Here is a 23,239-nt window from a genome sequence, read left to right as displayed (position 1 = left end):
CTTTATAATTAAATCTGATAACAATGTAGCATGAAACCGGCACTGAGCGAAAAAGACCATATTGTGCCCTCGGGCTGGCATCAGTTTCGCCAGGGAGACGCGCTGTCTGCCGCTATAGTGGCTCAGCTCGCACCATGGTGGCAGCAAATTTTTGGCTACTACCTGTTGAAGGTAGGCGATCTTAGTTGTGAAATTGATACCAGCGCCTGTAAGGTTCAACAGCATCTTGCTGTTGGTATTCAAAGCAAGGCGCTGACACTGCGCGCGCAGCCGGATGCATTGCCAATCAGCGATAATACTGTCGATGCAGTGCTGTTAAGTCATTGTCTTGAATTTGCGGCTGATCCGCATCATGTTGTTCGTGAAGCACACCGTGTATTGCTATCTGATGGGTATTTACTCGTTACTGGCGTTAATCCGTTTAGTGCCGTTGGCGTAATGAAGATATGGCCAGCGTGTCGCAATCGTTATCCCTGGCAAGGCCGTTTTTTCAGTGCTTCACGCGTGAAAGACTGGCTGCATCTGGTGGGCTTTGAAGTGTTGGCAGAACAACGTTTTTTTTGCTCAGCAATGTTGGCAGAACAGCATGCACAAAGCCGCTATCAAGCGTGGCTGGAGCGCTATCTTAACTTTGCTGGTAGTAGTTATTTGTTGATAGCACGTAAACGTGAGTTACCGCTTACACCCGTCAGACCTAAATGGCAACCCGAGCCTGCATTTAGCCGGTCAGTTAAAGGCGTTAGTGCACGTCAACGCTGCGATTAACGTGTTGCAGATAGCTGCTCGCCAACTTGATCGCCTGCTCTGGGCCAAGTGTCATAAAGAAAAGCCGTTTATTCTCAGCTTCTGGTTGTGTGGTAACAACAAAGCCGATATCAGTATAAAGTTTAACTGCGATAGTGTTGTGGCGGTGCACATACAGCGAGAACGTCCGTGGCAGCTGGCTCAGGGCTTTGATTATCAATTCACATATCAAGGCTTTGGCTAATCCTTGTCCGCGAAACGACGGTGCTATAATTAGACGTGCAAGATGATGGCAACCAAAACGATCGCAAATCTGGCCGAATCCAACAAGGCTGGCATTTTCTCTATTGATCAAGCTGTAACTGTCGGTCGCCGGACGACACAGCTGTGACAAAAACTGTGACGCAGAACAGGGATAGCAAAAGTTATCACCTCCCCAGCTGTGTTGTTGCCCGGCATTGTTGAACCAGCTTTGTAATTGGTGCATTTCATTGACGCTCGCCAGCACCAGTTGTACAGGTATTTGCTGTTTCATAAACACCAGTGTGCTACCACATTAAGTCGTCAGGGATCTGATAGTCTGCGTAGGGATCGTCTTCATCAACTTGTTGCTGTTTCACATTTAATACAATAATGCTTTCGCTCTGGCGTTGTTGAATTTTTTCAGCAACAGCTGTTGGAACCAGGGCATATTGTTCGTCTTGTTTGGCTATGGCCAGTAAGCCGCGGCTGAGTTCATCGTGCAGCTTACTATTAACATATAATCGTTTTACTAATTTACCATCAGTAAAGTTGTAGGCTACGTCGCCTTGAGCTCTGATGGTATTGTTATTTATCAGCTGCTTTACCTGAGCGGCGACGGCTTTTCTTTGTAGTTCAGCCTGTTTTAGCTGATTAAGCTCTTTGTCGCGCGCAACCTGCTGCTGGCGGGCCTGTTCGGCCAGTACACTGGCTTCGTTTACCAGAGCTTTATTCTTACCTGCCTGAACTTTTTCCTGATGTTTGGCTTTTTTAACTGCTTTTAACTTTTTAGCATCGGCCAAGCCGGCCTTCAGTAGCTGCTCTTTTAACGCGTTACTCATGTATTGTCCTATAGTTACTCTCTCGCTTTATGCTGTGCTTATAGTAGCGCAAAGCCTGCTGTTGGAGAAATCAAACTAACGCGATTACGCTGCATCGGTTATCATATAGCAGTTAATGCCGTTTTTTGAGGTTTACTTTGTTTACAGATTTATCGCTTGATCCGCGCTTATTGCGTTCTGTACAGCACCTTGGCTTTGTTAAGCCAACTGAGATCCAACGCGAAGCTATACCAGCAGTTATGGTAGGGCGTGATCTTATTGTGTCGTCGCAAACCGGCTCTGGTAAGACCCTGGCTTATTTGCTACCGATGATGCAACGCTTACTAAAAAGCCGGCCGCTGTCTAAGCGCGATGCGCGGGCGTTGATTTTGGCGCCAACCCGTGAGCTGGCTAAGCAAGTGTATGCCCAGCTCAGATTGTTTGTTGCTAATACGCCGTTGACCTCTGCGCTGATTGTGGGTGGTGAAAATTTCAATGATCAGGAAAAGCTGCTAAAGCGCGAGCCCGATATTATTGTTGCGACGCCCGGTCGGTTTGCCGATCACCTGGAACATAAGTCGATATTTATTAACGGCCTGGAAGTGCTGATCCTGGATGAAGCCGACCGTATGCTTGATCTGGGTTTTATGCCACAGCTAAGTATGATCAATAAAGCAGCAGATCATCGGCTGCGGCAAACTTTATTATTTTCGGCCACGCTGGATCATGCCGAAGTTAGTGAGCTGGCATTGACGTTGTTGAAAAACCCTTACCGGGTAGCGGTGGGTACCAGCTATCAGCAGCATCAGGATATTCGACAGCGCTTCTATATGGCAGATAATTTAAGCCATAAAGAGGCGTTGTTACATCATTTGCTGCAGCAGGAAAGTATTAAACAGTTGATTATTTTTACGGCCACCCGCTCCGATGCTGAGCGTTTACCTGCATTATGTGAAGGTATCGGTTTAACGGCTGTTAGTTTAAGTGGTAAGTTAAGTCAGACAGAGCGCAACAACGTAATGCAGGCATTCTCCGGGGGTAAGTATCAGGTTTTGGTAACTACTGATCTGGCGTCTCGCGGCTTAGACTTGCTGCAGGTATCGCATGTGCTGAACTTTGACTTACCTAAACATGAAGAAGAGTACATTCACCGTATTGGTCGCACCGGCAGGGCTGGGCATAAAGGTGATGCTATTTCATTAGTTGGTCCCAAAGATGCGCCGTCGTTGCAGCGGATCGAAGCGTTACTTCGCTCTGAGGTCGAGTTTAGTCAGATAGCCGGGCTGGAAGCGAAAAAGGACGTGCGTCAGGCGACACCTGTAAAAGTCGCGGTGCCGGCAAGGAAAAAAAGGCCGGCGAACAACGCTGTTATTAAAGGTGCGAAAAAATCAGTTAAAGCTAAGCCGGCTTTCTTTGAGGGCGGCGATGATGGTTTAGCACCCGTTAAGCGGAAAAAATAATTGCACTTTCTGGTTATTTTTTCAGCATTAATGCTGCTACACTAAATTTGTGTGTTCAGCCAGGCTGATTACACAGGGTTATCAGCCTTAGTGTGAGTTGGCTGATACGGCCACAGAGAAAATTTCTCTGTTCAGTTAGTTAGCTTATTGACCCCTTAGTATTGCTTAACTGATAATAAGGGCAAAATATGTACTAGCTACCTGATATGGCCGGTAATATTTAAGACGCCAGCACACTGGCAAATTTAGTTAATGTAAGAGAGTGTTATGTCACAGTTAATTTCCGGTTCAGTTAAATGGTTCAACGATGAGAAAGGCTATGGTTTTCTTGAGCGTGAAGGTGGCAAAGATGTTTTTGTTCACTTCCGTGCGATCAATGGCACCGGCCGTAAGGTGTTAGTTGAAGGTCAGAAAGTGACTTTCGAAGTCACCGAAGGCCAGAAAGGCCCTCAGGCTGAGAACGTAACTGTAATCGGATAATTCCGGTCAGGTTAGCGTAAAACCGGCTTTTAGCCGGTTTTCTGTTTTTAATTGCGGCATAATTATTTGCAGTCACTTTTTTGTATTAAAAGGGCAGTAAGAGTTGTTGCAAAGCATTGGTTCTAAAACCTATTTGCAAGCCGATAAGTCTTACACCTTGCTCAGAGCGTCTCTGCCAGGCTTCGTCCAAAAGCGGTAATAGTTTATCCAATTGCAATGGCTGCCCTTGCTTTTCTACCGTAGTTTGGCGGAAATCACTAAACTTTAGTTTAACCCCTACCTTTTGCACTGGTGTTAATCGCCCTGCAGCAGTGCTGCTGTAATACTCCAGGCGGCGTTGTAGCTGCGGCAATAACTGGCTCAGGGTTTCAACACACTCTGTATACTGCGTTAAATCATGCTCTAAGGTGCGCTCTACACCGAGAGACTTGCGTTGTTCATTGCAGCATACCGGCCTATCGTCTATACCCTGGCTGCGTTTAAGTAAATTGTCGGCTTGGGCGCCGAAATGTTTTACCAGTAGCGGCAATGGCGCTTTGGCAATGTCTGCGCAGTTGTGCAAACCAAGTTGGCTTAAACGCTCGGCTGTTTTTGTGCCTACGCCTGGCAGGCGTTTTAACGGCAGGGTGGTGACAAAATCACTGACTGCATCCGGCGTAATAACAAAAAGGCCATCGGGCTTATTTTCATCGCTGGCAATTTTGGCCAAAAATTTATTGGGTGCTACGCCAGCAGAGGCGGTCAGGCCTGTCTCTAAAAAAATATTGCGACGGATGTCGTCGGCGATCCGGGTGGCGCTGCCCTGAAACAGCGCGCAGTCGGTAACATCTAAATAGGCTTCATCTAAGGAAAGCGGCTCTATCTGATCGGTGTAACGGGCAAATATGGCGCGAATTTGCCGGCTTGCACTAACGTATTTATCCATATTTCCGCTTAGCAGTGTCAGGTGCGGACAAAGCTTTAATGCTTGCCCGGTTGGCATGGCTGAACGTACACCAAAAGCGCGGGCCGGGTAGTTACAGGTGGATATCACGCCACGGCTTTGTCTTGAACCGCCAATAGCCAATGGCCGATGTTTTAGTGCCGGGTTATCACGCATTTCTACAGCGGCAAAAAAGCAGTCCATATCAATGTGTATTATCTTGCGCATTGGTTCGCCTTGGCTGTTTATATATACAGTATATTAGGCAGCAATACTGCCATTGTAAAGTCTGCGTCACGCTGCGGCAGTAAGCGCTGCAAAGGTATTTTATGTTCAGACGTTTAGATGGCTAAATTCTGGGTGCATAAAAGCTTATTTAGCGGTAGAATAGCGGCCAATTTTACCAGCCCGTTTTGCTGTGCTGCATTTTTACTAAAAACTGTTTTTTTAAGACCGACTTTATTAAGACTAAGCGTGTTAAGCCGCGCCAGGAGAGAGCATGTTAAAGCGTGATATGAATATTGCCGATTTTGATCCGCAATTATGGCAAGCCATAACAAATGAAACTGACCGTCAGGAAGCCCATATTGAGCTTATCGCTTCAGAAAACTACGCCAGCCCACGCGTACTGCAGGCTCAAGGCTCTCAACTGACCAACAAATATGCCGAAGGTTATCCGCACAAGCGTTACTATGGCGGTTGTGAATATGTTGATGTTGCAGAAGATTTAGCCATAGCCCGCGCTAAAGAACTGTTTGGCGCCGATTATGCCAACGTGCAGCCGCATTCGGGTTCGCAAGCTAACTCGGCTGTATTTCTGGCGCTGCTAAACGCTGGCGACACTATTTTAGGTATGAGTCTGGCACACGGTGGCCACTTAACACATGGCGCCCATGTCAGCTCATCTGGCAAGCTTTACCACGCAGTGCAGTATGGCCTGCACCCTGAAACCGGCGTAATTGATTATGATCAGGCTGAAGCACTGGCGCTGGAGCACAAACCAAAGCTGATTATCGCCGGCTTCTCTGCCTATTCAGGTATTGTTGATTGGCAGCGCTTTCGTGATATCGCCGACAAAGTCGGTGCCTATCTGATGGTGGATATGGCGCACGTTGCCGGTTTAGTAGCCGCAGGCCTGTACCCTAACCCGGTAGCAGTGGCAGATGTGGTAACTACCACTACGCACAAAACGCTGGCTGGCCCGCGCGGTGGCTTAATTTTGGCGCGTAAAAACGAAGAGATTGAGAAAAAACTGAATTCTGCGGTATTCCCGGGGGGGCAGGGCGGTCCGTTAATGCATGTTATTGCCGCCAAGGCCGTGGCCTTCAAAGAAGCGCTGCAACCGGAATTTAAAACCTACCAGCAACAAGTGCTGAAAAATGCTGTGGCGATGTGCGATGCGATGATGGCGCGTGGCTATAAGATTGTTTCCGGTGGTACGCAAAACCACTTGTTTTTGATGGATTTAATCGACAAAGATATTACTGGTAAAGAAGCGGATGCCTGGTTGGGGCAGGCGCACATTACCGTGAATAAAAACTCGGTACCAAATGATCCACGTTCGCCATTTGTTACTTCTGGTTTGCGCATCGGTACGCCGGCAATTACCCGTCGTGGCTTCAACGAAGGCGAAGCCCGCGCTGTAGCAAACTTTATTTGCGATGTATTAGATAGTCGTGGCGACGCTGCTGTTATTGATAAAGTACGTAGCCAGGTATCTGAGCTGTGTGGCCGTTTCCCTGTTTATGCCTAAGCACTGATTAAGTGTTATGATGGCCGCTATTGCGGCCATTTCTTTATCCGGCCTTTTCTTTATCGCGCTTTTTGACGGTTTAGCAGGATTTTTATTATGTACTGTCCGTTTTGTAATGCTGATGATACCAAAGTAATCGACTCCCGATTGGTAGCAGACGGCCATCAGGTGCGACGTCGCCGTGAATGTCTGGCTTGCCATGAGCGTTTTACCACCTTTGAATCGGCGGAGCTGGTAATGCCGCGTATTATTAAACGTGATGGCTCGCGCGAGCCGTTTAATGAAGACAAATTACGCAGTGGTTTGCTGCGTTCACTGGAAAAACGGCCGGTATCAACCGAGCAAATTGAACAGCTGATAAATAAAATTAAATCTCAGCTGCGTGCTACCGGTGAGCGTGAAGTCGGCAGTCAGTTACTGGGTAATCTGATTATGGATGAGCTGGTTAAAGTAGATAAAGTTGCTTATGTGCGTTTTGCTTCGGTGTATCGCTCATTTAAAGATATCCGCGAATTTGGCGAAGAAATTGCCCGTTTAGGGGAAAAAGCCTGATGTTCAGTGCTGCAGATTCGGCTTTTATGGCACAAGCCATCCGGTTGGCTGAGCTTGGCTGTTATACCACCAGCCCAAACCCGAATGTAGGTGCTGTGCTGGTTAAAGATGGCGCTGTGATTGGCTGCGGCTACCATAAACAAGCCGGCGGGCCGCATGCTGAAGTGTATGCGCTGCGTGAGGCTGGCGCTGCGGCCAAAGGAGCAACCTGTTATGTTACCTTAGAGCCTTGCAGCCACTATGGCCGCACACCGCCTTGTGCAGAGGCATTAATTGCCGCTGGTGTTGCCCGTGTTGTGGTGGCGATGCAAGATCCCAATCCGCAAGTGGCCGGCCGTGGCGTGGCCATGTTACGCGCTGCCGGTATTACGGTTGAGGTTGGCTTGCTGGAGGCGCAGGCTAGGGCTGTAAACCCGGGCTTTTTAAGCCGGATGGAACGGCAGCGCCCTTATGTACAATTAAAGCTGGCTGCCAGTCTGGATGGACGCACTGCGCTGGCCAACGGCGACAGTAAATGGTTAACCGGTGATGCCGCGCGTGCCGATGTACAGCACTACCGCGCGCAAAGCTGTGCCGTTTTATCTACAGCCACCACTGTTATTGCTGACAATGCGCGGTTAAATCTGCGCGCAGAGCAGCTATTGCGTAGCGTTACACCTATGGAGAACGGCGGGCTGCGCCAACCCAAAAGGGTGATCCTCGACCGCAATGGTACTTTGGATAACAAAATGGCGATATTTGATGACGGCGGTGAAGTGTTGCTGTGTGTAAGCAAGCTTGAAAACAATCGGCAGTTGCCCAATATCGCCAGACAAATTCATTGTCCGCTGGATAACAATGCCCAATTTGATTTACCGCTGTTGCTGGAGCATCTTGCCATGCGGGAAAATATTAATACATTGTGGGTAGAAGCCGGTGCCACCCTGGCCGGTACCTTAATACAGTTGAAATTAGTAGATGAACTGATTGTTTATATAGCGCCTAAATTACTCGGCAGCATGGCGCAGCCACTGGCAGTGCTGCCACAGTTTAATACACTGGCTACAGTGCCCCAGTTGAGCTGGACCGATGTACGCATGGTTGGGCAGGATTTACGCCTTACTGCCCGACTTACCTGAATGTAACGGCTAAACGGGATAAGTATGTTTACAGGTATTATTGAAGCCACAGGTAAGCTTAATGCCATACAGCGGCGCGCAGCAGATATCAGCGTAACCATTTACAGCGACACGTTGGATTTCAGCGATGTAAAGCTGGGGGACAGCATTGCCAGCAATGGCGTTTGTTTAACGGTAACCAGGCTGGGTCCGCATAGTTTCGATGCTGATGTGTCATCTGAAACACTGGCGTATACGCTGTTTGGTCAGTATCAGACCGGCCAGCTTGTTAACCTGGAGAAAGCCATGCTGCCGACCACGCGGATGGGTGGCCATATTGTTAGTGGCCATGTTGATGGTGTGACGACAGTGGTTAAAATTGAACAAAATGGCCGGGCGTGGCAAGTTTGGTTGGCGTTGCCGAAAAATTTGGCGCATTACATTGCGCAAAAAGGCTCGGTGACAATAGATGGCATTAGTCTGACGGTGAATGAGCTGACGAAGGACGCTTTTCGGCTGACTATAGTGCCGCATACTCTGGCAAATACGACTATTGCACAATTAAAAGTGGGCACTGCAGTGCATTTGGAAGTCGATATTATTGCCCGCTATCTCGAACGTTTACTGAACAAAGACAGCGGCGCCAGCGGCGGCGGTGTCAGTATAGCGCTGCTGGCTCAGCGCGGATTTTTATAAAGAAGGCTTGCTATGCAACTGAATTCCCCAGCTGAAATAATCGAAGATATCCGTCAGGGCAAAATGGTGATCCTGATGGACGATGAAGACCGTGAAAACGAAGGTGATTTGCTCATGGCTGCCGAGTATATTACGCCAGAAGCGATAAATTTTATGGCTACCCATGGTCGCGGCCTGATTTGCTTAACACTGACCAAAAAACGCTGTAGCCAGTTGGCGCTGCCGTTGATGGTCGACGCCAATAAGTCACCTTTTTCTACTAACTTTACCGTATCGATTGAAGCGGCAGAGGGCGTAACCACCGGTATATCTGCGGCAGACCGTGCCCGCACGGTTAAGGCAGCAGTGGCCCGTGATGCCAGGCCGGGCGATATTGTGCAGCCCGGACATATTTTTCCGTTAATGGCTCAAGATGGCGGCGTGCTGGTGCGCGCCGGCCATACAGAAGCTGGCTGTGATTTAGCCCGTTTAGCAGGGCTGGAGCCTGCTGCAGTGATCGTTGAAATTTTGAATGATGACGGCACTATGGCACGCCGGCCAGATCTGGAAAGGTTTGCCAAAAAGCACGGTATTAAAATTGGCACTATCGCCGATTTGATTGAGTACCGTAACCTGAACGAAACAACTATCGAGCAGGTAGCCAGCTGCCATTTGCCGACAGAGTTTGGTGATTTTAAGCTGGTGACGTTTAGAGATACTATCGATAACCAAATCCATTTTGCGCTGGTAAAAGGCGAGATCAGTGCCGACGGGCCAACGCTGGTTCGGGTGCACTTGCACGATACGTTCAGTGATTTACTGATGGCAAACCGGGCAGCTAACCGCAGCTTTCCACTGCATACTGCAATGGAGCGCATAGCACGTGATGGAGGGGTGTTGGTGTTGCTTGGCAAGCATGAAACTGCCGAGCATCTTGTTCGCACCGTACAGGCATTTGAAGCTGAAGACAAAGGCGAGAAGCCACGCACAGCGCCCTGGAATGGTACATCGCGCAATGTGGGCGTAGGCTCACAAATTCTAGCCAGTTTAGGTGTAAAGCAAATGCGATTGTTAAGCCAGCCGAAAAAATATCACGCCTTATCTGGGTTTGGTTTGGAAGTGGTCGACTACGTCAGCGAATAGTGGTAGTTAAAACCGCAGCAGCGTTCGCACAAAGACGCTGCCGGTTTTGGTAAGCTTGTGCTATTATGCACGGCTAATTTTTAGCGGTGTTATTTTTTGAGGGTAACTCATGCAGGTGATTGAAGCGGGATATGCTGCCAACGGGAAAAAATTTGCGCTGGTTGTCGCGCGTTTTAACAGCTTTATTGTCGAAAGCCTGTTAGACGGTGCAATAGACACATTAAAGCGGATTGGTAACGTTGCTGAACAGGATATTACGGTGATCCGCGTGCCGGGCGCTTTTGAGTTGCCATTGGCAGTACAGCAGGTCGCCGCCAGTAAAAAATATGACGGTATTATCGCCTTAGGTGCGGTGATCCGTGGTGGTACGCCGCATTTTGAGTATGTCTCTGGTGAATGTACTAAAGGTATTGCGCAGGTGATGATGCAGTTTAGCCTGCCAGTTGCCTTTGGCGTGTTAACCGTTGACAGTATTGAGCAGGCTATTGAACGTGCCGGAACCAAAGCCGGTAATAAAGGCAGTGAAGCAGCGATGTCTACGCTGGAAATGGTTAACCTGCTGAACCAGCTGTAACAGGAAGAGAAACGTTAATGAAACCGAACGCCCGTCGTCAGTCACGGTCACTTGCCGTACAGGGAATTTACAGCTGGCATGTCAGCCAAAACCCTATTACTGAAATTGAACAGCAGCTGATGCTGGAAACCAATGTCAAACATCTGGATGTTGGTTATTTTCAGGATTTAGTGCGCGGTGTGGTAAAAAATCACACTACGTTAGATGACGCATTAAAGCCGTATCTGGACAGACCCTTTGAAGAAATTGATATGGTTGAAAAGGCCATTTTGCGGGTGTCAGCTTACGAGCTGAAATACCGGCTGGATGTGCCGTACAAAGTGATTATTAATGAAGCCATCGAACTGGCCAAAGCATTTGCTGCAGATGACAGCCATAAGTTCGTTAATGGCATTCTGGATAAGGCTGTGCGGGTTTTACGGCCAAGTTAAAGGAGAGCCGGCATACGCCGGCTTTTTAGTCTTATGGGCGAATTTGAGCTTATTTCCCGTTATTTTTCCTGCAGTGGCGCCAAGCGCAGTGATACCACTATAGGTGTTGGTGATGATGGGGCCGTTTTGCAGGTGCGTGACGGTTATGATCTTATTGTCACCACAGATACGATGGTGGCGGGGACGCATTTTTTTCCGGACGATGACCCAAGAGCACTGGGGCATAAACTGGTAGCTGTAAACGTTAGTGATCTGGCGGCCATGGGCGCCGAGCCAGCCTGGCTGTCGCTGGCATTGACGTTGCCTGAGGTCGATGAAAACTGGCTTAGTGCTTTTGCTGCAGGCTTGCATGAAACAGCAGAATACTATAATTGCCAGCTCATTGGTGGCGATACCACTCGTGGTCCGTTAAGCCTGACTATGGTTGCTAAAGGTATAGTGCCGCGGGGTAAGGCGATTAGCCGCAGCGGTGCCAGCGTGGGTGACTATATATACGTAACCGGAACTTTAGGTGACGCAGCCCTGGGGCTACGTTTGTGCCAAGGCGTGCATCAGGTTAGCAAAAAACACCAGACTCACATATTGCAGCGCTTTCATTATCCTTCTGCGCGCGTGGCCTTGGGCCAGGCATTACGCAATATTGCCAGCAGCGCGATGGACTTATCGGATGGCTTATACAGCGATATACAGCATATATTGGCGCGCTCCAAGGTAGGGGCCAGTATAGATGTTGCTAAGCTACCATTGTCTCAGGCGCTAAAAGACAGCTGCGATGCGGCGACAGCAATTGAGCTGGCGTTGTCAGGTGGTGAGGATTACGAACTGTTGTTTACCGTGCCAGAGGCACGACGCGGTTCTCTGGATGTACTGTTGTCGCCTTATGGCATCCCTTTGAGCTGTATCGGCCGTATTACTGGCGTCGCCGGTAAGCTGGAGCTAAAACAAGCTGAGCAGCAGTATGTTTATCAGCATCATGGTTTTACGCACTTTCCATGAGTAAGACAGCATTTAATCTGAAAAAATGGTATCAGTTCCTGGCGTTGGGGTTTGGAAGTGGCCTTGCCCCCAAAGCACCGGGTACCTTTGGTACTTTGGCTGCAGTGCCGCTGGTGGCCGTGCTGTTGTGGCTGGGGCAATACTATTTACTGACGTTTGTGCTGGCAGGCGGCGTGTTGGGTGTTTACCTTTGCGGACAGACAGCAAAAGATGTCGGCGAGCATGACCATGGCGCCATTGTCTGGGATGAAATTATCGGCTTTAGTATTACCATGTTATGGGCACCGCTGCATTGGCAAGCACTGCTGATGGGCTTTGTTTTATTCCGGCTGTTTGATATTGTAAAACCCTGGCCTATCAGCTGGCTTGACACTAAAGTGCATGGCGGTGTCGGTATTATGCTGGACGATATTGTTGCCGGCATCTTCGCGCTGATTATTTTACAGCTGCTATTGCCATTTCTGCCACTGAGTTAACCGATGAACACAGGTTGCCATTAATGAAATATCTGCTGTCGTTAATTTTATTTTGCTGCAGTTTTGGTGTCGCCTGCTATCAACAACAATCCGTCTATGATTTTGATATTAAACACTGGAACAGTGGCGACGGGCTGTCGAGCAACTCGGTAAGGTCAGTTAGTCAAGACTCGCAAGGTTTTATCTGGCTGGCAACATTATATGGTTTGAACCGGTTTGATGGTGTGCAGTTCGAGCACTTTACCATGGAGCAGCACCGCCATCTTGCAAGTAATGCGGTTACCCGCTTATTTCATGACAGCAGAGGTTACATGTGGGTGGGAACGAAAGCCGGATTATCGGGCCTGGATCCACTATCCCTGACATTTGACCGCTACCCAATATTGGCTGAGGTTACCTCGATAATTGAAGTTCGCCCGGGCGAGGTTTGGGTAGCGGCAGATCATTTGTTTCGTGTGGTCGACGGCAAGGTTAGCCGGGTTGAGCAAATAAAAGCGCAGGTGAGTCAGCTAGAATTGGTGGGCGATCAGGTGTGGGTTAGTAGCACTGAAAAGCTTTACCTGCTTAATCCTGATGGCGATGTGCAAAGTTTTAATTTACCTGCTGAGCTGATGCAAACGCCGGTATATGATTTGTATTGGAGCAAAGACCGGTTGCACATTGCGGCAGAGGCTGGTTTTTTTCATCTGCAACCCGACGGCACAGTAACTCAATGCCAATTGCCAGATAACAATAATACGGCGGTGTATAAGCTGTTAAAAGATAGTTCAGGTAACAACTGGATTTCTGCGCACCGCAAGCTGTTCCACAAACATGTCAATCAGGAATGGCAACACATTACCGGCGATGAACTCGGAAGCTATCCCTGGTTCAGTGATATTTTTGAAGACCGCGAGCAAAACATCTGGTTAGCCAGCTTTAGTGATGGCTTATATCGGGCGTCCAGCGGCAATATTCGTCGTATCGTGGCTCAAAGCGCTGATCCGGTGGTTCGCAGTGTTGCTGTGACCCCTGAGAATCATTTGTTGCTGGCCGGACAGTCTGATTTGGGTGAGCTTCGGGCTGACGGCAGCTATCATAAATTATTGGATGCGTCGGCCATCGGGGCTAACACTATACATGACGTATTTTGGCCATCAGTTGAAGAAATGTGGCTGGCTACAGATCGCGGTGTTAAGCGATTATTTCGCGGTGACACTAAGCTGTCAGCCCAATTCCCAGAGTTAAATAAATATACTGTCCGCATATTGATGCCCGATGGCCTTGATGGCCTGTGGATTGGCGGCGTAATGGGTATATTTCATTATCAGGGCGCTGGTTTGACAGCCTTTTCACATAACAATGAATTGGAGTCACGTAATATTACTGCGATGCAGCAATACCAACGATCACTGGTTTTCGGCACGACCCGGGGCTTATATCAGTACGCTGATAATCAATTAGTCCGGTTGGGTATTGGCAGCGCGCTGTACAACAGTTATATCACTGCACTGCAATTAATGCCTGACGGTACCGTTGTTGCGGCGACACTGGATGATGGTGTTTTTGTTCGCTTACCGCAGCAGCAACAGTGGCTGCAGTGGCACAGTGCTAATGGTTTACCTCATAGCCCGGTTGTCAGTTTGATCTTCGATGTTGCCAGTGAGTACTTATGGGTAAGCAGTCACAAAGGTATTTTCCGGGTACATCTTGCAGACTTAGCGCAGTTGAGTAAATCTGAGCTAATGGCGCAGCAAGTGTTAGGTCCGCACGACCGTCAGCTAGGCACAGTGCCCGGACGTTGTTGTAATGGCGCAGGGCATGCCAAAGTTGCTTTCTGGCAGCAGCAATATTGGTATCCGACGCTAAAAGGGGTAGTAGCAGTAACAGCAGATTTGTCCGCCTTGCCAAGCCGGCAATTACAACCGGTAATTAAGCAGGTACTAGGGGCAAAGAATTATGTAGTAGATAATGGTTTGCAACATCTGGTGCTGGACTTGGATGACCGTAACCTGAGCATCCAATACTCTGCCTTAGAGTTTGTTAAACCAACGGCACTGCGGTTTAGATATAAGCTGCAAGGATTCGATCAGCATTGGCACGATGTTGCCGATCGACGTGAGGCGGTATATACCAACCTGACACCCGGGCGATTTGAGTTTGTGTTGCAAACGCGATTTGACAACGAATCCTGGCAGCATGCACGTTCGGCGCGGTTAACGCTTACCGTACCAAAACGCTTTGACGAGACCCTACTCTATCGTGGTTTATGGCTGCTTCTGGCTTTATTTTGTTTGTATTGGTTAATGTGGCTGATGCGGCGTAACAGCATGTATCAGCAGCAGCAACTGGAACGTTTGGTAAAGCAACGCACGCAGGAGCTGGAAAACAGTAATGTCAAACTCAATGAGCTAAATGAGCAGCTAACCTTGCTGACGCACAAAGACAGCCTGACTGGGCTGCGCAACCGGCGGTTCTTGTTTGAACAATTGCCTAAAGACATTGAACACTTTCAGCGTAATCGTGATTCTATGCTTGCCCAGGGCAAGTGCGTCGCGTTGATCCATCTGGATCTGGATAACTTTAAGCAAACCAATGATCAGTTCGGTAACAGCGCTGGTGATAGCTGTATTCAGCAAGTTGCCGGATTATTAATTCGCGAAACCCGTGGTTCTGATTACGTAGTGCGGTTTGCCGGTGAAGAGTTTGTACTGGTATTGCGCGATATTCAAACTGAGCTGGTGGCTGAGTTCAGCCAGCGTTTAAATGAGCTGGTCGCCCGTACGGTGTTTAATTTGCCTGATGGACATCGAACCCGATTAACCTGTTCGGTTGGTTATGCTATTTATCCTCTTGAATTGTTAGGCGGTCAGTTAATTAACTGGGAAATTTCGTTGCAACTGGCAGAGATGGCGTTACATCATGTTAAGCACGCAGGTAAAAATGGTGTGGCAACGATAAGTTTTGATCAGCAAGTAGATGCCTTTGAATTTGAAGACTCGTCTCATGTTGAGGCTCAGGTTGAGCGATTGTTATCAGCCGGCCTGGCACATTTCAATATGAAGAGCCCGAGTGAGCGTTAACAAAAAACCCGCAGTTGTTGCGGGTTTTTTGTTTATATCAACGCGGATATTTTCGCCAGGATGCCGGCGCTATCCAGCCCGAGCTCAGTGTAAATTTCCTGCTGCGTGCCGTGTTTAATAAAATGGTCCGGCAAACCCAGCATGCTCAGTTTCACGTTTAACTGCTGCTGAGTAACAAATTCTGCTACGGCTGAACCAGCGCCGCCCATAACAGCGTTGTCTTCCACCGTAATAAAATGCTGATGTTGGTTTGCCAGCTCACGCAGTAAGGTTTCATCCAGCGGTTTGACAAAGCGCATGTCTACCAACGTCGCATCTAAATGCTCAGCGGCCTGTTGACAGGCGCTAAGCAGTGGGCCGAATGCCAGTATGGCCAGTTTTTTGCCCCGACGCACTACGTTAGCTTTGCCTATAGCCAATAACTGCATGTCCTGTTGAGGCGTAATGCCTGTGCCACTGCCACGCGGATAGCGCACCGCTGCCGGGCCAGGGTGCTGATAACCGGTGTATAACATTTGCCGGCATTCGTCTTCATCTGATGGCACCATCAGCAGCATATTTGGAATGCAGCGGATAAAGCTAATGTCGAATGCGCCTTGATGGGTGGGGCCGTCTGCTCCCACCACGCCGGCCCGGTCAATGGCAAACAACACATCCAGATTTTGTAATGCCACATCGTGAATTAACTGGTCGTAGCCGCGCTGTAAAAAACTGGAGTAAATGGCCACTACCGGCTTTAAGCCTTCAATTGCCATACCTGCGGCTAACGTCACCGCATGTTGTTCTGCTATGGCAACATCAAAATAGCGCTGTGGGTAGGTTTTGGAGAAGCGCACCAGATCGGAGCCTTCACGCATGGCAGGTGTAATAGCTTGCAGCCGTTCATCCTGCTGAGCCATATCGCAAATCCAGTTGCCAAAAATATTAGAAAAGCTGGCCAGGCTGGCTTTTTTGGCCGGCTGTTTTATCTCGTCAGGGTTAAATTTTGACACCGCATGGTAGCCAATAGGGTCAGCTTCGGCCGGTGCGTAACCTTTACCTTTTTTCGTGGCAATATGCAGTAGTTGCGGGCCTTTAAGGTTGCGCATATTGCGGATAGTATCGACCAGGCCGTTAACATCATGGCCATCAATCGGGCCTATGTAGTTAAAACCCAATTCTTCAAAAAAGGTGCCCGGCGTTACCATGCCTTTAAAGTGTTCTTCTGCCCGGCTGGCCAGCTCATGTAGTGGTGGTACGCCGCTTAAGATTTTTTTACCCCCCTCGCGCAGGCTGGTGTAAAAGCTGCCGGATAAAATACGGGCAAAGTAACGGTTTAATGCACCGACGTTTTCCGAAATAGACATTTCATTGTCATTCAGAATAACCAGCATGTCGGGCCTTTCTTCTCCGGCATGATTCAGTGCTTCAAACGCCATGCCTGCGGTAATAGCACCGTCGCCAATCACGGCAACCACTTTACGGTTAGAACGGGCCTGGCGAGCCGCTATTGCCATGCCCAGCGCCGCACTGATTGACGTGCTGGAATGACCAACTGACAATACGTCATACTCGCTTTCTTCCCGAAATGGAAACGGGTGCAGGCCATCTTTTTGCCGGATGGTATGCATTTTATCTGCACGGCCGGTTAAAATTTTATGCGGATAGGCCTGATGACCGACATCCCAGATAAGCCGATCGTATGGTGTGTTATAAACATAATGTAGAGCGACTGTCAGTTCCACGGTGCCAAGGCCAGAAGCAAAATGACCGCTGCTTTGGCTTACACTGCGCAGTAAATAGCTACGCAATTCATCGCTCAGTGCACTCAACTTATCCTGTGGCAGCTGTCGTAGCTGTTCTGGGAAGTTAGCTTTGGCCAGCAGTGGGTAATCGTTAATATCTAACGCCATAATGGGTGCCTGTATTAAAACTTGCGTTCGATGATGTACTGGGCAAAGCTTCGTAACTCATCGGTGTTATAAGGTAGTGCAGCCAGCGCGTCTAGCGCATCCTGATATAGCTGCAATGCTTTTTCTTTGGCTTGTATCAGCCCCAGCAACGCCGGGTATGTAGCTTTGTTCGCCTTGGTGTCTGAGCCCTGTGGTTTACCCAAAGTTTGGGTGTCACTTTCAATGTCGAGAATATCATCCTGCACCTGAAAAGCCAGCCCTAATGCTCGGGCAAAAGCCTGTAAGGCAGCAAGCTCCGCTGGCGCTTGTTTACTACTACATAGCCACGCCAGCTGCACAGCACATTCTATCAGGGCGCCTGTTTTCAGCCGGTGCATTCGCTCCAGCTGTGTCAGATCAGTACGTTGATTTGTCTGCGCCAGATCTATCGCCTGCCCGCCACACATGCCACTGTACCCAGAAGCGAGCGCTAACTGTTGCAACATGCTTACCACTGACGTACTACAGACTTGCTGATACGGGTGGCTGGCAATAATTTCAAATGCCAGTGCTTGTAACGCATCACCGGCCAGCATCGCTGTCGCCTCATCAAAAGCTTTATGGCAAGTCGGTTTGCCTCGGCGTAAATCATCGTTATCCATCGCGGGTAAATCGTCGTGAATAAGAGAGTAACTGTGGATTGCCTCAAGTGCTGCTGCCGGACCATCTAAATCATTTAGATTAGCGCCTAACAAGGTACCACAGGCATAGACCAAAAAGGGGCGCACCCGCTTGCCTCCGAGTAGCAAGCTATACGACATCGCGTTCAATAAACGTGCATCGGTGTGCGGTTTATTCGCCAGCACGTGCTGCAGGTGTGCCTCAACTCGCTGCTGGTAAAGGGGTAATTGTTGCACCAGCACCTTAATCTCCCTGCTCTGGTTCAAATGGCAGCAGGCTTTCTTGTTGTTGCTGTTGCATTAATAACTGCACTTTTTGCTCGGCCGATTGCAGCAATTGCTGACTTTGCCGGGCCAGGGTAATACCACGTTCAAACTGTTGCAATGACTGATCCAGCGACAGCTCGCCTTGTTCCAGTTGTTGCACTATCTGCTCTAGTTCGGACAACGTTTGTTCAAACTGGCTCAAGTCGGCTTTTTTTTTGCTCATACAACCCCCTGCAAAAGTGTGCGCAAAGTTACCCTAGCAGGCTATTATGGTCAATCAGAAAGCGGTTGTGAAAGGCTAAATTGATAATTTCATACAATTTATATTCAATGATCCAGCGCATTTGTCGATAAACAGCTATCGTCTAAGATAAACTGATAACATCTTTGCCGCAGCAGCAATACAGTTAAGGAGAAAACAGTGGATATAGCCACCCTGGTCGGTATGTTAGGCGCTATAGGTTTTATTATCATGGCGATGATACTAGGCAGCAACGGTGCGCCTGGTATGTTTATGGATACTGTATCAATTTTGATAGTCGTAGTGGGCTCTATTTTCGTAGTGTTATCCAAATTTACCCTTAGCCAGTTTTTTGGTTCCGGCAAAGCCGTGGCAAAGGCTTTCATGTTCAAAATTGAATCACCGGAAGAGTTGATAGAAAAAGCCGTGCAACTGGCTGACTCAGCCCGTAAAGGTGGTTTTCTTGCGCTGGAAGAAGCTGAGATCCCTAATGCCTTTATGCAAAAAGGCGTAAATATGCTGGTAGACGGCCATGATGGCGATGTAGTGCGGGCCACGTTACTCAAAGATATTAGTCTGACAGAAAAACGCCATGAAACGGCGATAGCTATCTTTAAAAACCTCGGTGATGTCGCGCCGGCTATGGGCATGATTGGTACTCTTATTGGTTTGGTGGCGATGCTATCCAACATGGACGACCCTAAAGCGATAGGGCCGGCAATGGCGGTGGCACTGTTAACCACCTTGTACGGGGCTTTTATTGCTAACGTTATTGCTATTCCGCTGGCTGACAAGCTGGCGGTGCGTAACTTACAGGAGAAGACGAATAATCAGTTAATTCTCGATGCGATACTCGGCATTCAGGATGGCCAGAACCCGAAAGTAATTGAAGGTATTTTACGTAACTATTTAGCCCAGGGTAAGCGCGAGCCTGCAGCAGCGGAGTAAGTTATGAGTGATGAAGCCGAAGAGTGTAAATGCCCACCACCAGGCTTGCCAGCCTATATGGGCACCTTTGCTGATTTAATGGCACTGCTGATGTGTTTTTTTGTGTTGTTACTGGCGTTTTCTGAGATGGACGTGCTGAAGTTTAAGCAAATAGCTGGCTCGATGAAATTTGCCTTTGGCGTGCAAAATAAAATTGAAGTAGAAGATATTCCTAAAGGCACCAGCGTGATAGCGATGGAGTTTCGGCCCGGCCGTCCAGATCCGACACCAATAGAAACCCTGCAGCAGCAAACGATGGAAATTACTCAGCAAGTGATTGAGTTTCAGGCCGGTGAGGAAGACTCAGCCGGTGGTCGGCAAGAGCAGCGTGAAGATCTTAGCGGCGGCCAATCGGTAAGTAATGCTGAAGAAATTATGGACGGTGAACAGGCTGCTGCCCAGGCTGAGGCTGAGGCTATGCAGCAACAAACCAATGAAATGGTGAAAAAGCTGGCTGAGCAGTTGGAAAAGCAAATTGTCGACGGGGCATTAGAATTGGAGTCTTTGGGCCAGCAAATAATTATCCGCATTCGGGAAAATGGCTCTTTCCCGTCAGGCTCATCATTTTTACAGCCACGGTTTAAGCCCATAGTGCAGCGCATTGGTGAGCTGTTAAACGACGTGCCGGGTGAAATTACCGTTACTGGTCACACTGACGATATTCAGGTGTCGGATGAACTACACAGCAATAACTGGCACTTGTCTGCTCAGCGTGCGGTATCGGTGGCGACCGAAATGGTAAAAGCAACGGGCTTTGATCGTAAACGGTTGGTGGTAGTAGGGCATGCTGATACTAAGCCGTTGGTGCCAAACGATTCAGAACTCAACCGGCGACGCAATCGCAGGGTAGAAGTGTCGATAATGCAAGGTAAGGCAAAAGAATCTGAACCTATCAGTCTGGAACCGGCACCACAAAACTGACTTGTTACAACGCGCAGATTAGGTCTTTAGTTTCAGATCCGCTATAATCTGCGCCACTTTTTTTTCTGCTAAATTGTGCTGCCTGCTGATGATTGAATTTCTTATTAAATTACACCCTGAAATCGCTATTAAAAGTAAATCGGTGCGTAAACGCCAGACATTACTTCTGGAGCGCAATCTAAAAACGATCCTGCTGCAGGTTGATTCTGGCGTAGAGGTTACCAATAACTTTGACCATCTTACCGTGCGCTGTGACAGCGATGATGACGCACTGCGCCAACGCTTAATTGCGCGGTTGGAGTGTATTCCCGGCATCGTGGCCTTTGCGGAGATGCAATCGAGCACTTTTAGCAGTCTGCACGATATTTTTGAACAGGTACTGACGGTATATGCGTCACAGCTGACTAATAAAACTTTTAGCGTTAGGGTGCGCCGCACTGGCAATCACGACTTCAGCTCGATTGAAGCCGAACGCTACATTGGCGGTGGTTTAAATCAACATGTTGCCAGTGCCAAAGTACAGCTTAAAAAGCCTGATCTGGTTGTTACTCTGGAAATTAAAAAAGACATGCTGATTATGGTGCGGCAGATGCACGCGGGAATGGGCGGTTTTCCGCTTCCATCTCAATCTGATGTACTGTCATTAATTTCAGGTGGTTATGATTCCGCCGTTGCCAGTTATCTTATGATCCGTAAAGGCCTGCGCACCCATTATCTGTTTTTTAATCTGGGGGGTGCGGCGCATGAAGCAGGTGTACGGGAGATGGCCTTTTATATCTGGCAGCGTTACAGCCTGTCGCATAAAGTAAAGTTTGTCAGTGTCAATTTTGCCCCCGTAGTAGAGCAAATTTTAGAGAACATCGATAGTGGCCTGATGGGGGTAGTGTTAAAACGCATGATGATGCGAGCCGGTAGCCAGATTGCTGAGAGGCTGGGTATCAAAGCGCTGGTTACGGGTGAGAGTATTGGTCAGGTTTCCAGCCAAACCATTACTAACCTTAACGTGATAGATAGAGTTACCGATACCTTGATATTGCGGCCGTTGATTTATCAGGACAAGCAGGAAATTATCGACCTGGCGCGTAAAATCGGTGCCGAAGATATTGCTAAGAGTATGCCGGAATATTGTGGCGTTATCTCAAAAAGGCCAACAGTCAACGCGGTGTTATCAGAGGTAGAGCAAACTGAACTGCAATTTGATTTCAGTGTGCTGGAGCAGGCCGTAAATGAGGCCAAAGTGTTAGATATTCGTACGGTAGATTATCAGGCTGAACAGCAAGCGCATGTAGTGACTGAACTGGCCCAGCTGCCAGCCAATGCAATAGTGTTGGATATTCGAGCCCCGGAAGAAACAGATGACAAACCGCTGACAGTTGCCGGGCACCAGGTTATTGAAATGCCGTTTTTCCGTTTAGCGTCGCAGTTTGCCAGTCTGGATCAAAGCCAGCAGTATTTTTGTTACTGCCAGCGAGGTGTAATGAGCCGGTTGCAAGCGATAGTGCTGCAAGAGCAAGGCTTTAGTAATGTTGCGGTATACCGGCCTTAACCGCCGCTTTCAAGCTGTTGCACTTGTTGCAGCAGTTTAGCATTTTGCGGCACGGCAATGCCAAAACGTGCCGCATGGCGCACAATATAGCCGCTAATGGCATCGATTTCAGTGCGTCGTTGATAGGCGATATCTTGCTGCATCGATGAAAAGTTCTGTGCAGTTGCCGTAATGACCTGGTGCACTCTGTTGAGTGTCGCCTGATACGGTAGCTCATAACCGCAAGCTGCACTTACTTTGCACACTTCCTGCGTTATAACGGCGATCTGTGATTGAAACTCTGGCTGTGTCAGCTCGCCATTGCGACAGTTGTGGATCGCAGTGAGCGGGTTAATCACGGCATTAATAGCCAGCTTTTGCCACAAATAAGGCTGAATATCATCTACGTAAAGCAGTGGCCCCAATGCCTTGTCCATGGCGTCTTCTACCTGCGTTTTATAGGGTAATGCGCCGTCACTAAGCGGTGCCAGTACACTTTGTCCGTTGCCGCTATGAATGGCGGCGGTGTGCCGGCGCAACGCACCATGCGTAGTGCTGAGAAACCACAAACCCTGCGCTGCGCCAAGCAGGGGTAAAACCTGCTCAATAGTGCCCATACCATTATGACTTAGCACCAGCTGGGCCGTTGGGCTCAGGTGTGGTAATAACTGTCTTACCGCGGAGATAACAGCATGGCTTTTCACCGGCAGTAATACTGCGGTTAACGGCGTGGTTGCGGCGGGGAAATTTAGCTGTTTTGTTTGATCGGCTTTAATAAAATCAATAGTAAGCCCTGTGCGCTGGCGTAACCACAAAGATACCGGCTCGTCGCACAGTGCCATGCGGCTTGCCGCCAGCAGGCCAATAGCGCCCTGGCCAACGACTACCCAGCTTAACGCTGACTGCGGGGGCGTAATGTGTGCCATAGTGCCCTAAGCAAGTAAAAGCTGGCAATGCCGCCAATATCGGCCAGCCAGTCCCACCAATCGCCATTACGCCGGGTAAAGTAGTGTTGGGCTAACTCTACTGCGCCGCCATAAATCCCAAGTAACAAAAATGCTGGCCAGGCGCTGAGTTTAAAGCCTTTCCACAGTAGGGCAGTGAGAACAGCAAAGATACCGAAATGGGCAATTTTGTCCATGTGGGCAAAGCCACCGCCAATCCGATGGCCGCTTAGCTCAGCCAGGAAGCCGGCAGTTGCCAGCGCAAAGCACAATACACATACCCAACGATAAAAAACCTGCGACACAGCTACCCCCTGTCAGAAACGGCGCTCGGATTGTAGCAGTTTTCTGGTTATAATCACCAGCAGACAGAATGG

The 23,239-nt window shown here is 48.8% G+C and carries 24 protein-coding genes; 16 read left to right on the top strand and 8 right to left on the bottom strand.

Features of this window, described 5'->3' with window-relative positions:
* Nucleotides 1-30 precede the first annotated feature (30 nt).
* Nucleotides 31-765: a methyltransferase domain-containing protein gene (locus ACYVIC_RS17585; protein ID WP_460862049.1), complete on the top strand. Its 735-nt coding sequence runs from the start codon at nucleotides 31-33 to the stop codon at nucleotides 763-765.
* Here the strand turns inward: ACYVIC_RS17585 and ACYVIC_RS17580 are convergent.
* Together ACYVIC_RS17580 and ACYVIC_RS17575 are read right to left on the bottom strand one after the other, a co-directional pair.
* Nucleotides 740-1,279: a GNAT family N-acetyltransferase gene (locus ACYVIC_RS17580; RefSeq protein ID WP_460862048.1), complete on the bottom strand. Its 540-nt coding sequence runs from the start codon at nucleotides 1,277-1,279 to the stop codon at nucleotides 740-742. The genes ACYVIC_RS17585 and ACYVIC_RS17580 overlap by 26 nt on opposite strands.
* Nucleotides 1,280-1,292: 13 nt before the next feature.
* A complete protein-coding gene (locus ACYVIC_RS17575) occupies nucleotides 1,293-1,826 on the bottom strand; it encodes a DUF2058 domain-containing protein (RefSeq protein WP_460862046.1) in 534 nt (177 codons plus the stop codon).
* Between the two features lie 137 nt (nucleotides 1,827-1,963).
* Here ACYVIC_RS17575 and ACYVIC_RS17570 point away from each other — a divergent pair, with 137 nt between their 5' ends.
* A complete protein-coding gene (locus ACYVIC_RS17570; RefSeq protein WP_460862045.1) occupies nucleotides 1,964-3,265 on the top strand; it encodes a DEAD/DEAH box helicase in 1,302 nt (433 codons plus the stop codon).
* A 267-nt stretch (nucleotides 3,266-3,532) separates the two neighbouring features.
* Complete coding sequence (locus tag ACYVIC_RS17565) at nucleotides 3,533-3,745, top strand: cold-shock protein (RefSeq protein ID WP_335736280.1); 213 nt, start codon at nucleotides 3,533-3,535, stop codon at nucleotides 3,743-3,745.
* A gap of 85 nt (nucleotides 3,746-3,830) precedes the next feature.
* On the opposite strand, the gene dinB is transcribed toward ACYVIC_RS17565, so the two are convergent.
* The gene (gene dinB, locus ACYVIC_RS17560) at nucleotides 3,831-4,895 is read right to left on the bottom strand and encodes a DNA polymerase IV (protein ID WP_460862043.1); all 1,065 of its coding nucleotides are present in this window, start codon (nucleotides 4,893-4,895) and stop codon (nucleotides 3,831-3,833) included.
* Between the two features lie 271 nt (nucleotides 4,896-5,166).
* Between dinB and glyA the strand changes: the two genes are divergently transcribed.
* The 10 genes from glyA (at nucleotide 5,167) to ACYVIC_RS17510 (ending at nucleotide 15,426) form a co-directional block, all read left to right on the top strand.
* Entirely contained in the window at nucleotides 5,167-6,420 is a 1,254-nt protein-coding gene (gene glyA / locus ACYVIC_RS17555) for a serine hydroxymethyltransferase (RefSeq protein ID WP_460862041.1), read from the top strand.
* Nucleotides 6,421-6,516: 96 nt separating this feature from the next.
* Nucleotides 6,517-6,972 (top strand): transcriptional regulator NrdR, encoded by a 456-nt coding sequence (gene nrdR, locus ACYVIC_RS17550; RefSeq protein ID WP_068231240.1) that lies wholly within the window; start codon nucleotides 6,517-6,519, stop codon nucleotides 6,970-6,972.
* A complete protein-coding gene (gene ribD, locus ACYVIC_RS17545; protein WP_460862039.1) occupies nucleotides 6,972-8,090 on the top strand; it encodes a bifunctional diaminohydroxyphosphoribosylaminopyrimidine deaminase/5-amino-6-(5-phosphoribosylamino)uracil reductase RibD in 1,119 nt (372 codons plus the stop codon). The genes nrdR and ribD overlap by 1 nt, the downstream gene beginning before the upstream one ends.
* Before the next feature lie 24 nt (nucleotides 8,091-8,114).
* On the top strand, nucleotides 8,115-8,765 hold the full coding sequence (locus ACYVIC_RS17540) for a riboflavin synthase (protein ID WP_460862038.1): 651 nt from the start codon (nucleotides 8,115-8,117) through the stop codon (nucleotides 8,763-8,765).
* A gap of 12 nt (nucleotides 8,766-8,777) precedes the next feature.
* The gene (gene ribBA, locus ACYVIC_RS17535) at nucleotides 8,778-9,887 is read left to right on the top strand and encodes a bifunctional 3,4-dihydroxy-2-butanone-4-phosphate synthase/GTP cyclohydrolase II (RefSeq protein ID WP_460862036.1); all 1,110 of its coding nucleotides are present in this window, start codon (nucleotides 8,778-8,780) and stop codon (nucleotides 9,885-9,887) included.
* A gap of 109 nt (nucleotides 9,888-9,996) precedes the next feature.
* Nucleotides 9,997-10,461, top strand: coding sequence for a 6,7-dimethyl-8-ribityllumazine synthase (ribH, locus tag ACYVIC_RS17530; RefSeq protein WP_460862034.1), 465 nt, complete (start codon nucleotides 9,997-9,999; stop codon nucleotides 10,459-10,461).
* 17 nt (nucleotides 10,462-10,478) lie between these two features.
* Nucleotides 10,479-10,892: a transcription antitermination factor NusB gene (nusB, locus tag ACYVIC_RS17525; RefSeq protein WP_460862032.1), complete on the top strand. Its 414-nt coding sequence runs from the start codon at nucleotides 10,479-10,481 to the stop codon at nucleotides 10,890-10,892.
* 33 nt (nucleotides 10,893-10,925) lie between these two features.
* Nucleotides 10,926-11,888, top strand: coding sequence for a thiamine-phosphate kinase (gene thiL, locus ACYVIC_RS17520; RefSeq protein ID WP_460862031.1), 963 nt, complete (start codon nucleotides 10,926-10,928; stop codon nucleotides 11,886-11,888).
* Nucleotides 11,885-12,364, top strand: coding sequence for a phosphatidylglycerophosphatase A family protein (locus ACYVIC_RS17515; RefSeq protein ID WP_460862030.1), 480 nt, complete (start codon nucleotides 11,885-11,887; stop codon nucleotides 12,362-12,364). Before thiL ends, ACYVIC_RS17515 begins: the two co-directional genes overlap by 4 nt.
* A 23-nt stretch (nucleotides 12,365-12,387) precedes the next feature.
* Nucleotides 12,388-15,426 carry a ligand-binding sensor domain-containing protein gene (locus ACYVIC_RS17510; RefSeq protein WP_460862028.1) on the top strand — a complete coding sequence of 1,013 codons (3,039 nt, stop codon included), beginning with the start codon at nucleotides 12,388-12,390 and terminating at the stop codon, nucleotides 15,424-15,426.
* 32 nt (nucleotides 15,427-15,458) lie between these two features.
* Here the strand turns inward: ACYVIC_RS17510 and dxs are convergent, their stop codons facing one another.
* From dxs to xseB, 3 genes are read right to left on the bottom strand one after another with little or no spacing between them, the layout of a single operon-like run.
* Nucleotides 15,459-17,318 carry a 1-deoxy-D-xylulose-5-phosphate synthase gene (gene dxs, locus ACYVIC_RS17505; RefSeq protein ID WP_460862026.1) on the bottom strand — a complete coding sequence of 620 codons (1,860 nt, stop codon included), beginning with the start codon at nucleotides 17,316-17,318 and terminating at the stop codon, nucleotides 15,459-15,461.
* A 14-nt stretch (nucleotides 17,319-17,332) separates the two neighbouring features.
* Nucleotides 17,333-18,220 carry a (2E,6E)-farnesyl diphosphate synthase gene (gene ispA, locus ACYVIC_RS17500; RefSeq protein WP_460862024.1) on the bottom strand — a complete coding sequence of 296 codons (888 nt, stop codon included), beginning with the start codon at nucleotides 18,218-18,220 and terminating at the stop codon, nucleotides 17,333-17,335.
* 1 nt (nucleotide 18,221) lies between these two features.
* Entirely contained in the window at nucleotides 18,222-18,467 is a 246-nt protein-coding gene (xseB, locus tag ACYVIC_RS17495; RefSeq protein ID WP_460862022.1) for an exodeoxyribonuclease VII small subunit, read from the bottom strand.
* A gap of 198 nt (nucleotides 18,468-18,665) precedes the next feature.
* On the opposite strand from xseB, the gene pomA reads away from it, so the two are divergent.
* From pomA to thiI, 3 genes are all read left to right on the top strand, one after another.
* Entirely contained in the window at nucleotides 18,666-19,433 is a 768-nt protein-coding gene (gene pomA / locus ACYVIC_RS17490; protein ID WP_460862020.1) for a flagellar motor protein PomA, read from the top strand.
* Nucleotides 19,434-19,436: 3 nt separating this feature from the next.
* On the top strand, nucleotides 19,437-20,393 hold the full coding sequence (locus tag ACYVIC_RS17485) for a flagellar motor protein MotB (RefSeq protein ID WP_460862018.1): 957 nt from the start codon (nucleotides 19,437-19,439) through the stop codon (nucleotides 20,391-20,393).
* 88 nt (nucleotides 20,394-20,481) lie between these two features.
* Nucleotides 20,482-21,939: a tRNA uracil 4-sulfurtransferase ThiI gene (gene thiI, locus ACYVIC_RS17480; protein WP_460862016.1), complete on the top strand. Its 1,458-nt coding sequence runs from the start codon at nucleotides 20,482-20,484 to the stop codon at nucleotides 21,937-21,939.
* On the opposite strand, the gene ACYVIC_RS17475 is transcribed toward thiI, so the two are convergent.
* Together ACYVIC_RS17475 and ACYVIC_RS17470 are read right to left on the bottom strand one after the other, a co-directional pair.
* Complete coding sequence (locus ACYVIC_RS17475) at nucleotides 21,936-22,844, bottom strand: ketopantoate reductase family protein (protein ID WP_460862015.1); 909 nt, start codon at nucleotides 22,842-22,844, stop codon at nucleotides 21,936-21,938. The genes thiI and ACYVIC_RS17475 overlap by 4 nt on opposite strands.
* On the bottom strand, nucleotides 22,811-23,167 hold the full coding sequence (locus ACYVIC_RS17470; protein WP_460862012.1) for a VanZ family protein: 357 nt from the start codon (nucleotides 23,165-23,167) through the stop codon (nucleotides 22,811-22,813). The genes ACYVIC_RS17475 and ACYVIC_RS17470 overlap by 34 nt, the downstream gene beginning before the upstream one ends.
* Nucleotides 23,168-23,239 lie beyond the last annotated feature (72 nt).

The organism is Rheinheimera gaetbuli, from assembly GCF_054781935.1.
The sequence above is the reverse complement of the archived record's forward strand: the minus strand, read 5'-3'. Positions and strand labels throughout refer to the sequence as shown.

Coding starts and splice junctions, on each gene's coding strand:
- thiL (WP_460862031.1), top strand. CDS start 10,926: ATGGGCGAATTTGAGCTTATTTCCCGTTATTTTTCCTGCAGTGGCGCC.
- dxs (WP_460862026.1), bottom strand. CDS start 17,318: ATGGCGTTAGATATTAACGATTACCCACTGCTGGCCAAAGCTAACTTC.
- ACYVIC_RS17485 (WP_460862018.1), top strand. CDS start 19,437: ATGAGTGATGAAGCCGAAGAGTGTAAATGCCCACCACCAGGCTTGCCA.
- ACYVIC_RS17565 (WP_335736280.1), top strand. CDS start 3,533: ATGTCACAGTTAATTTCCGGTTCAGTTAAATGGTTCAACGATGAGAAA.
- ACYVIC_RS17510 (WP_460862028.1), top strand. CDS start 12,388: ATGAAATATCTGCTGTCGTTAATTTTATTTTGCTGCAGTTTTGGTGTC.
- xseB (WP_460862022.1), bottom strand. CDS start 18,467: ATGAGCAAAAAAAAAGCCGACTTGAGCCAGTTTGAACAAACGTTGTCC.
- ACYVIC_RS17475 (WP_460862015.1), bottom strand. CDS start 22,844: ATGGCACACATTACGCCCCCGCAGTCAGCGTTAAGCTGGGTAGTCGTT.
- ACYVIC_RS17585 (WP_460862049.1), top strand. CDS start 31: ATGAAACCGGCACTGAGCGAAAAAGACCATATTGTGCCCTCGGGCTGG.
- ACYVIC_RS17515 (WP_460862030.1), top strand. CDS start 11,885: ATGAGTAAGACAGCATTTAATCTGAAAAAATGGTATCAGTTCCTGGCG.
- glyA (WP_460862041.1), top strand. CDS start 5,167: ATGTTAAAGCGTGATATGAATATTGCCGATTTTGATCCGCAATTATGG.
- ribD (WP_460862039.1), top strand. CDS start 6,972: ATGTTCAGTGCTGCAGATTCGGCTTTTATGGCACAAGCCATCCGGTTG.
- nusB (WP_460862032.1), top strand. CDS start 10,479: ATGAAACCGAACGCCCGTCGTCAGTCACGGTCACTTGCCGTACAGGGA.
- ACYVIC_RS17540 (WP_460862038.1), top strand. CDS start 8,115: ATGTTTACAGGTATTATTGAAGCCACAGGTAAGCTTAATGCCATACAG.
- ACYVIC_RS17580 (WP_460862048.1), bottom strand. CDS start 1,279: ATGAAACAGCAAATACCTGTACAACTGGTGCTGGCGAGCGTCAATGAA.
- ribBA (WP_460862036.1), top strand. CDS start 8,778: ATGCAACTGAATTCCCCAGCTGAAATAATCGAAGATATCCGTCAGGGC.
- ACYVIC_RS17575 (WP_460862046.1), bottom strand. CDS start 1,826: ATGAGTAACGCGTTAAAAGAGCAGCTACTGAAGGCCGGCTTGGCCGAT.
- thiI (WP_460862016.1), top strand. CDS start 20,482: ATGATTGAATTTCTTATTAAATTACACCCTGAAATCGCTATTAAAAGT.
- dinB (WP_460862043.1), bottom strand. CDS start 4,895: ATGCGCAAGATAATACACATTGATATGGACTGCTTTTTTGCCGCTGTA.
- ribH (WP_460862034.1), top strand. CDS start 9,997: ATGCAGGTGATTGAAGCGGGATATGCTGCCAACGGGAAAAAATTTGCG.
- nrdR (WP_068231240.1), top strand. CDS start 6,517: ATGTACTGTCCGTTTTGTAATGCTGATGATACCAAAGTAATCGACTCC.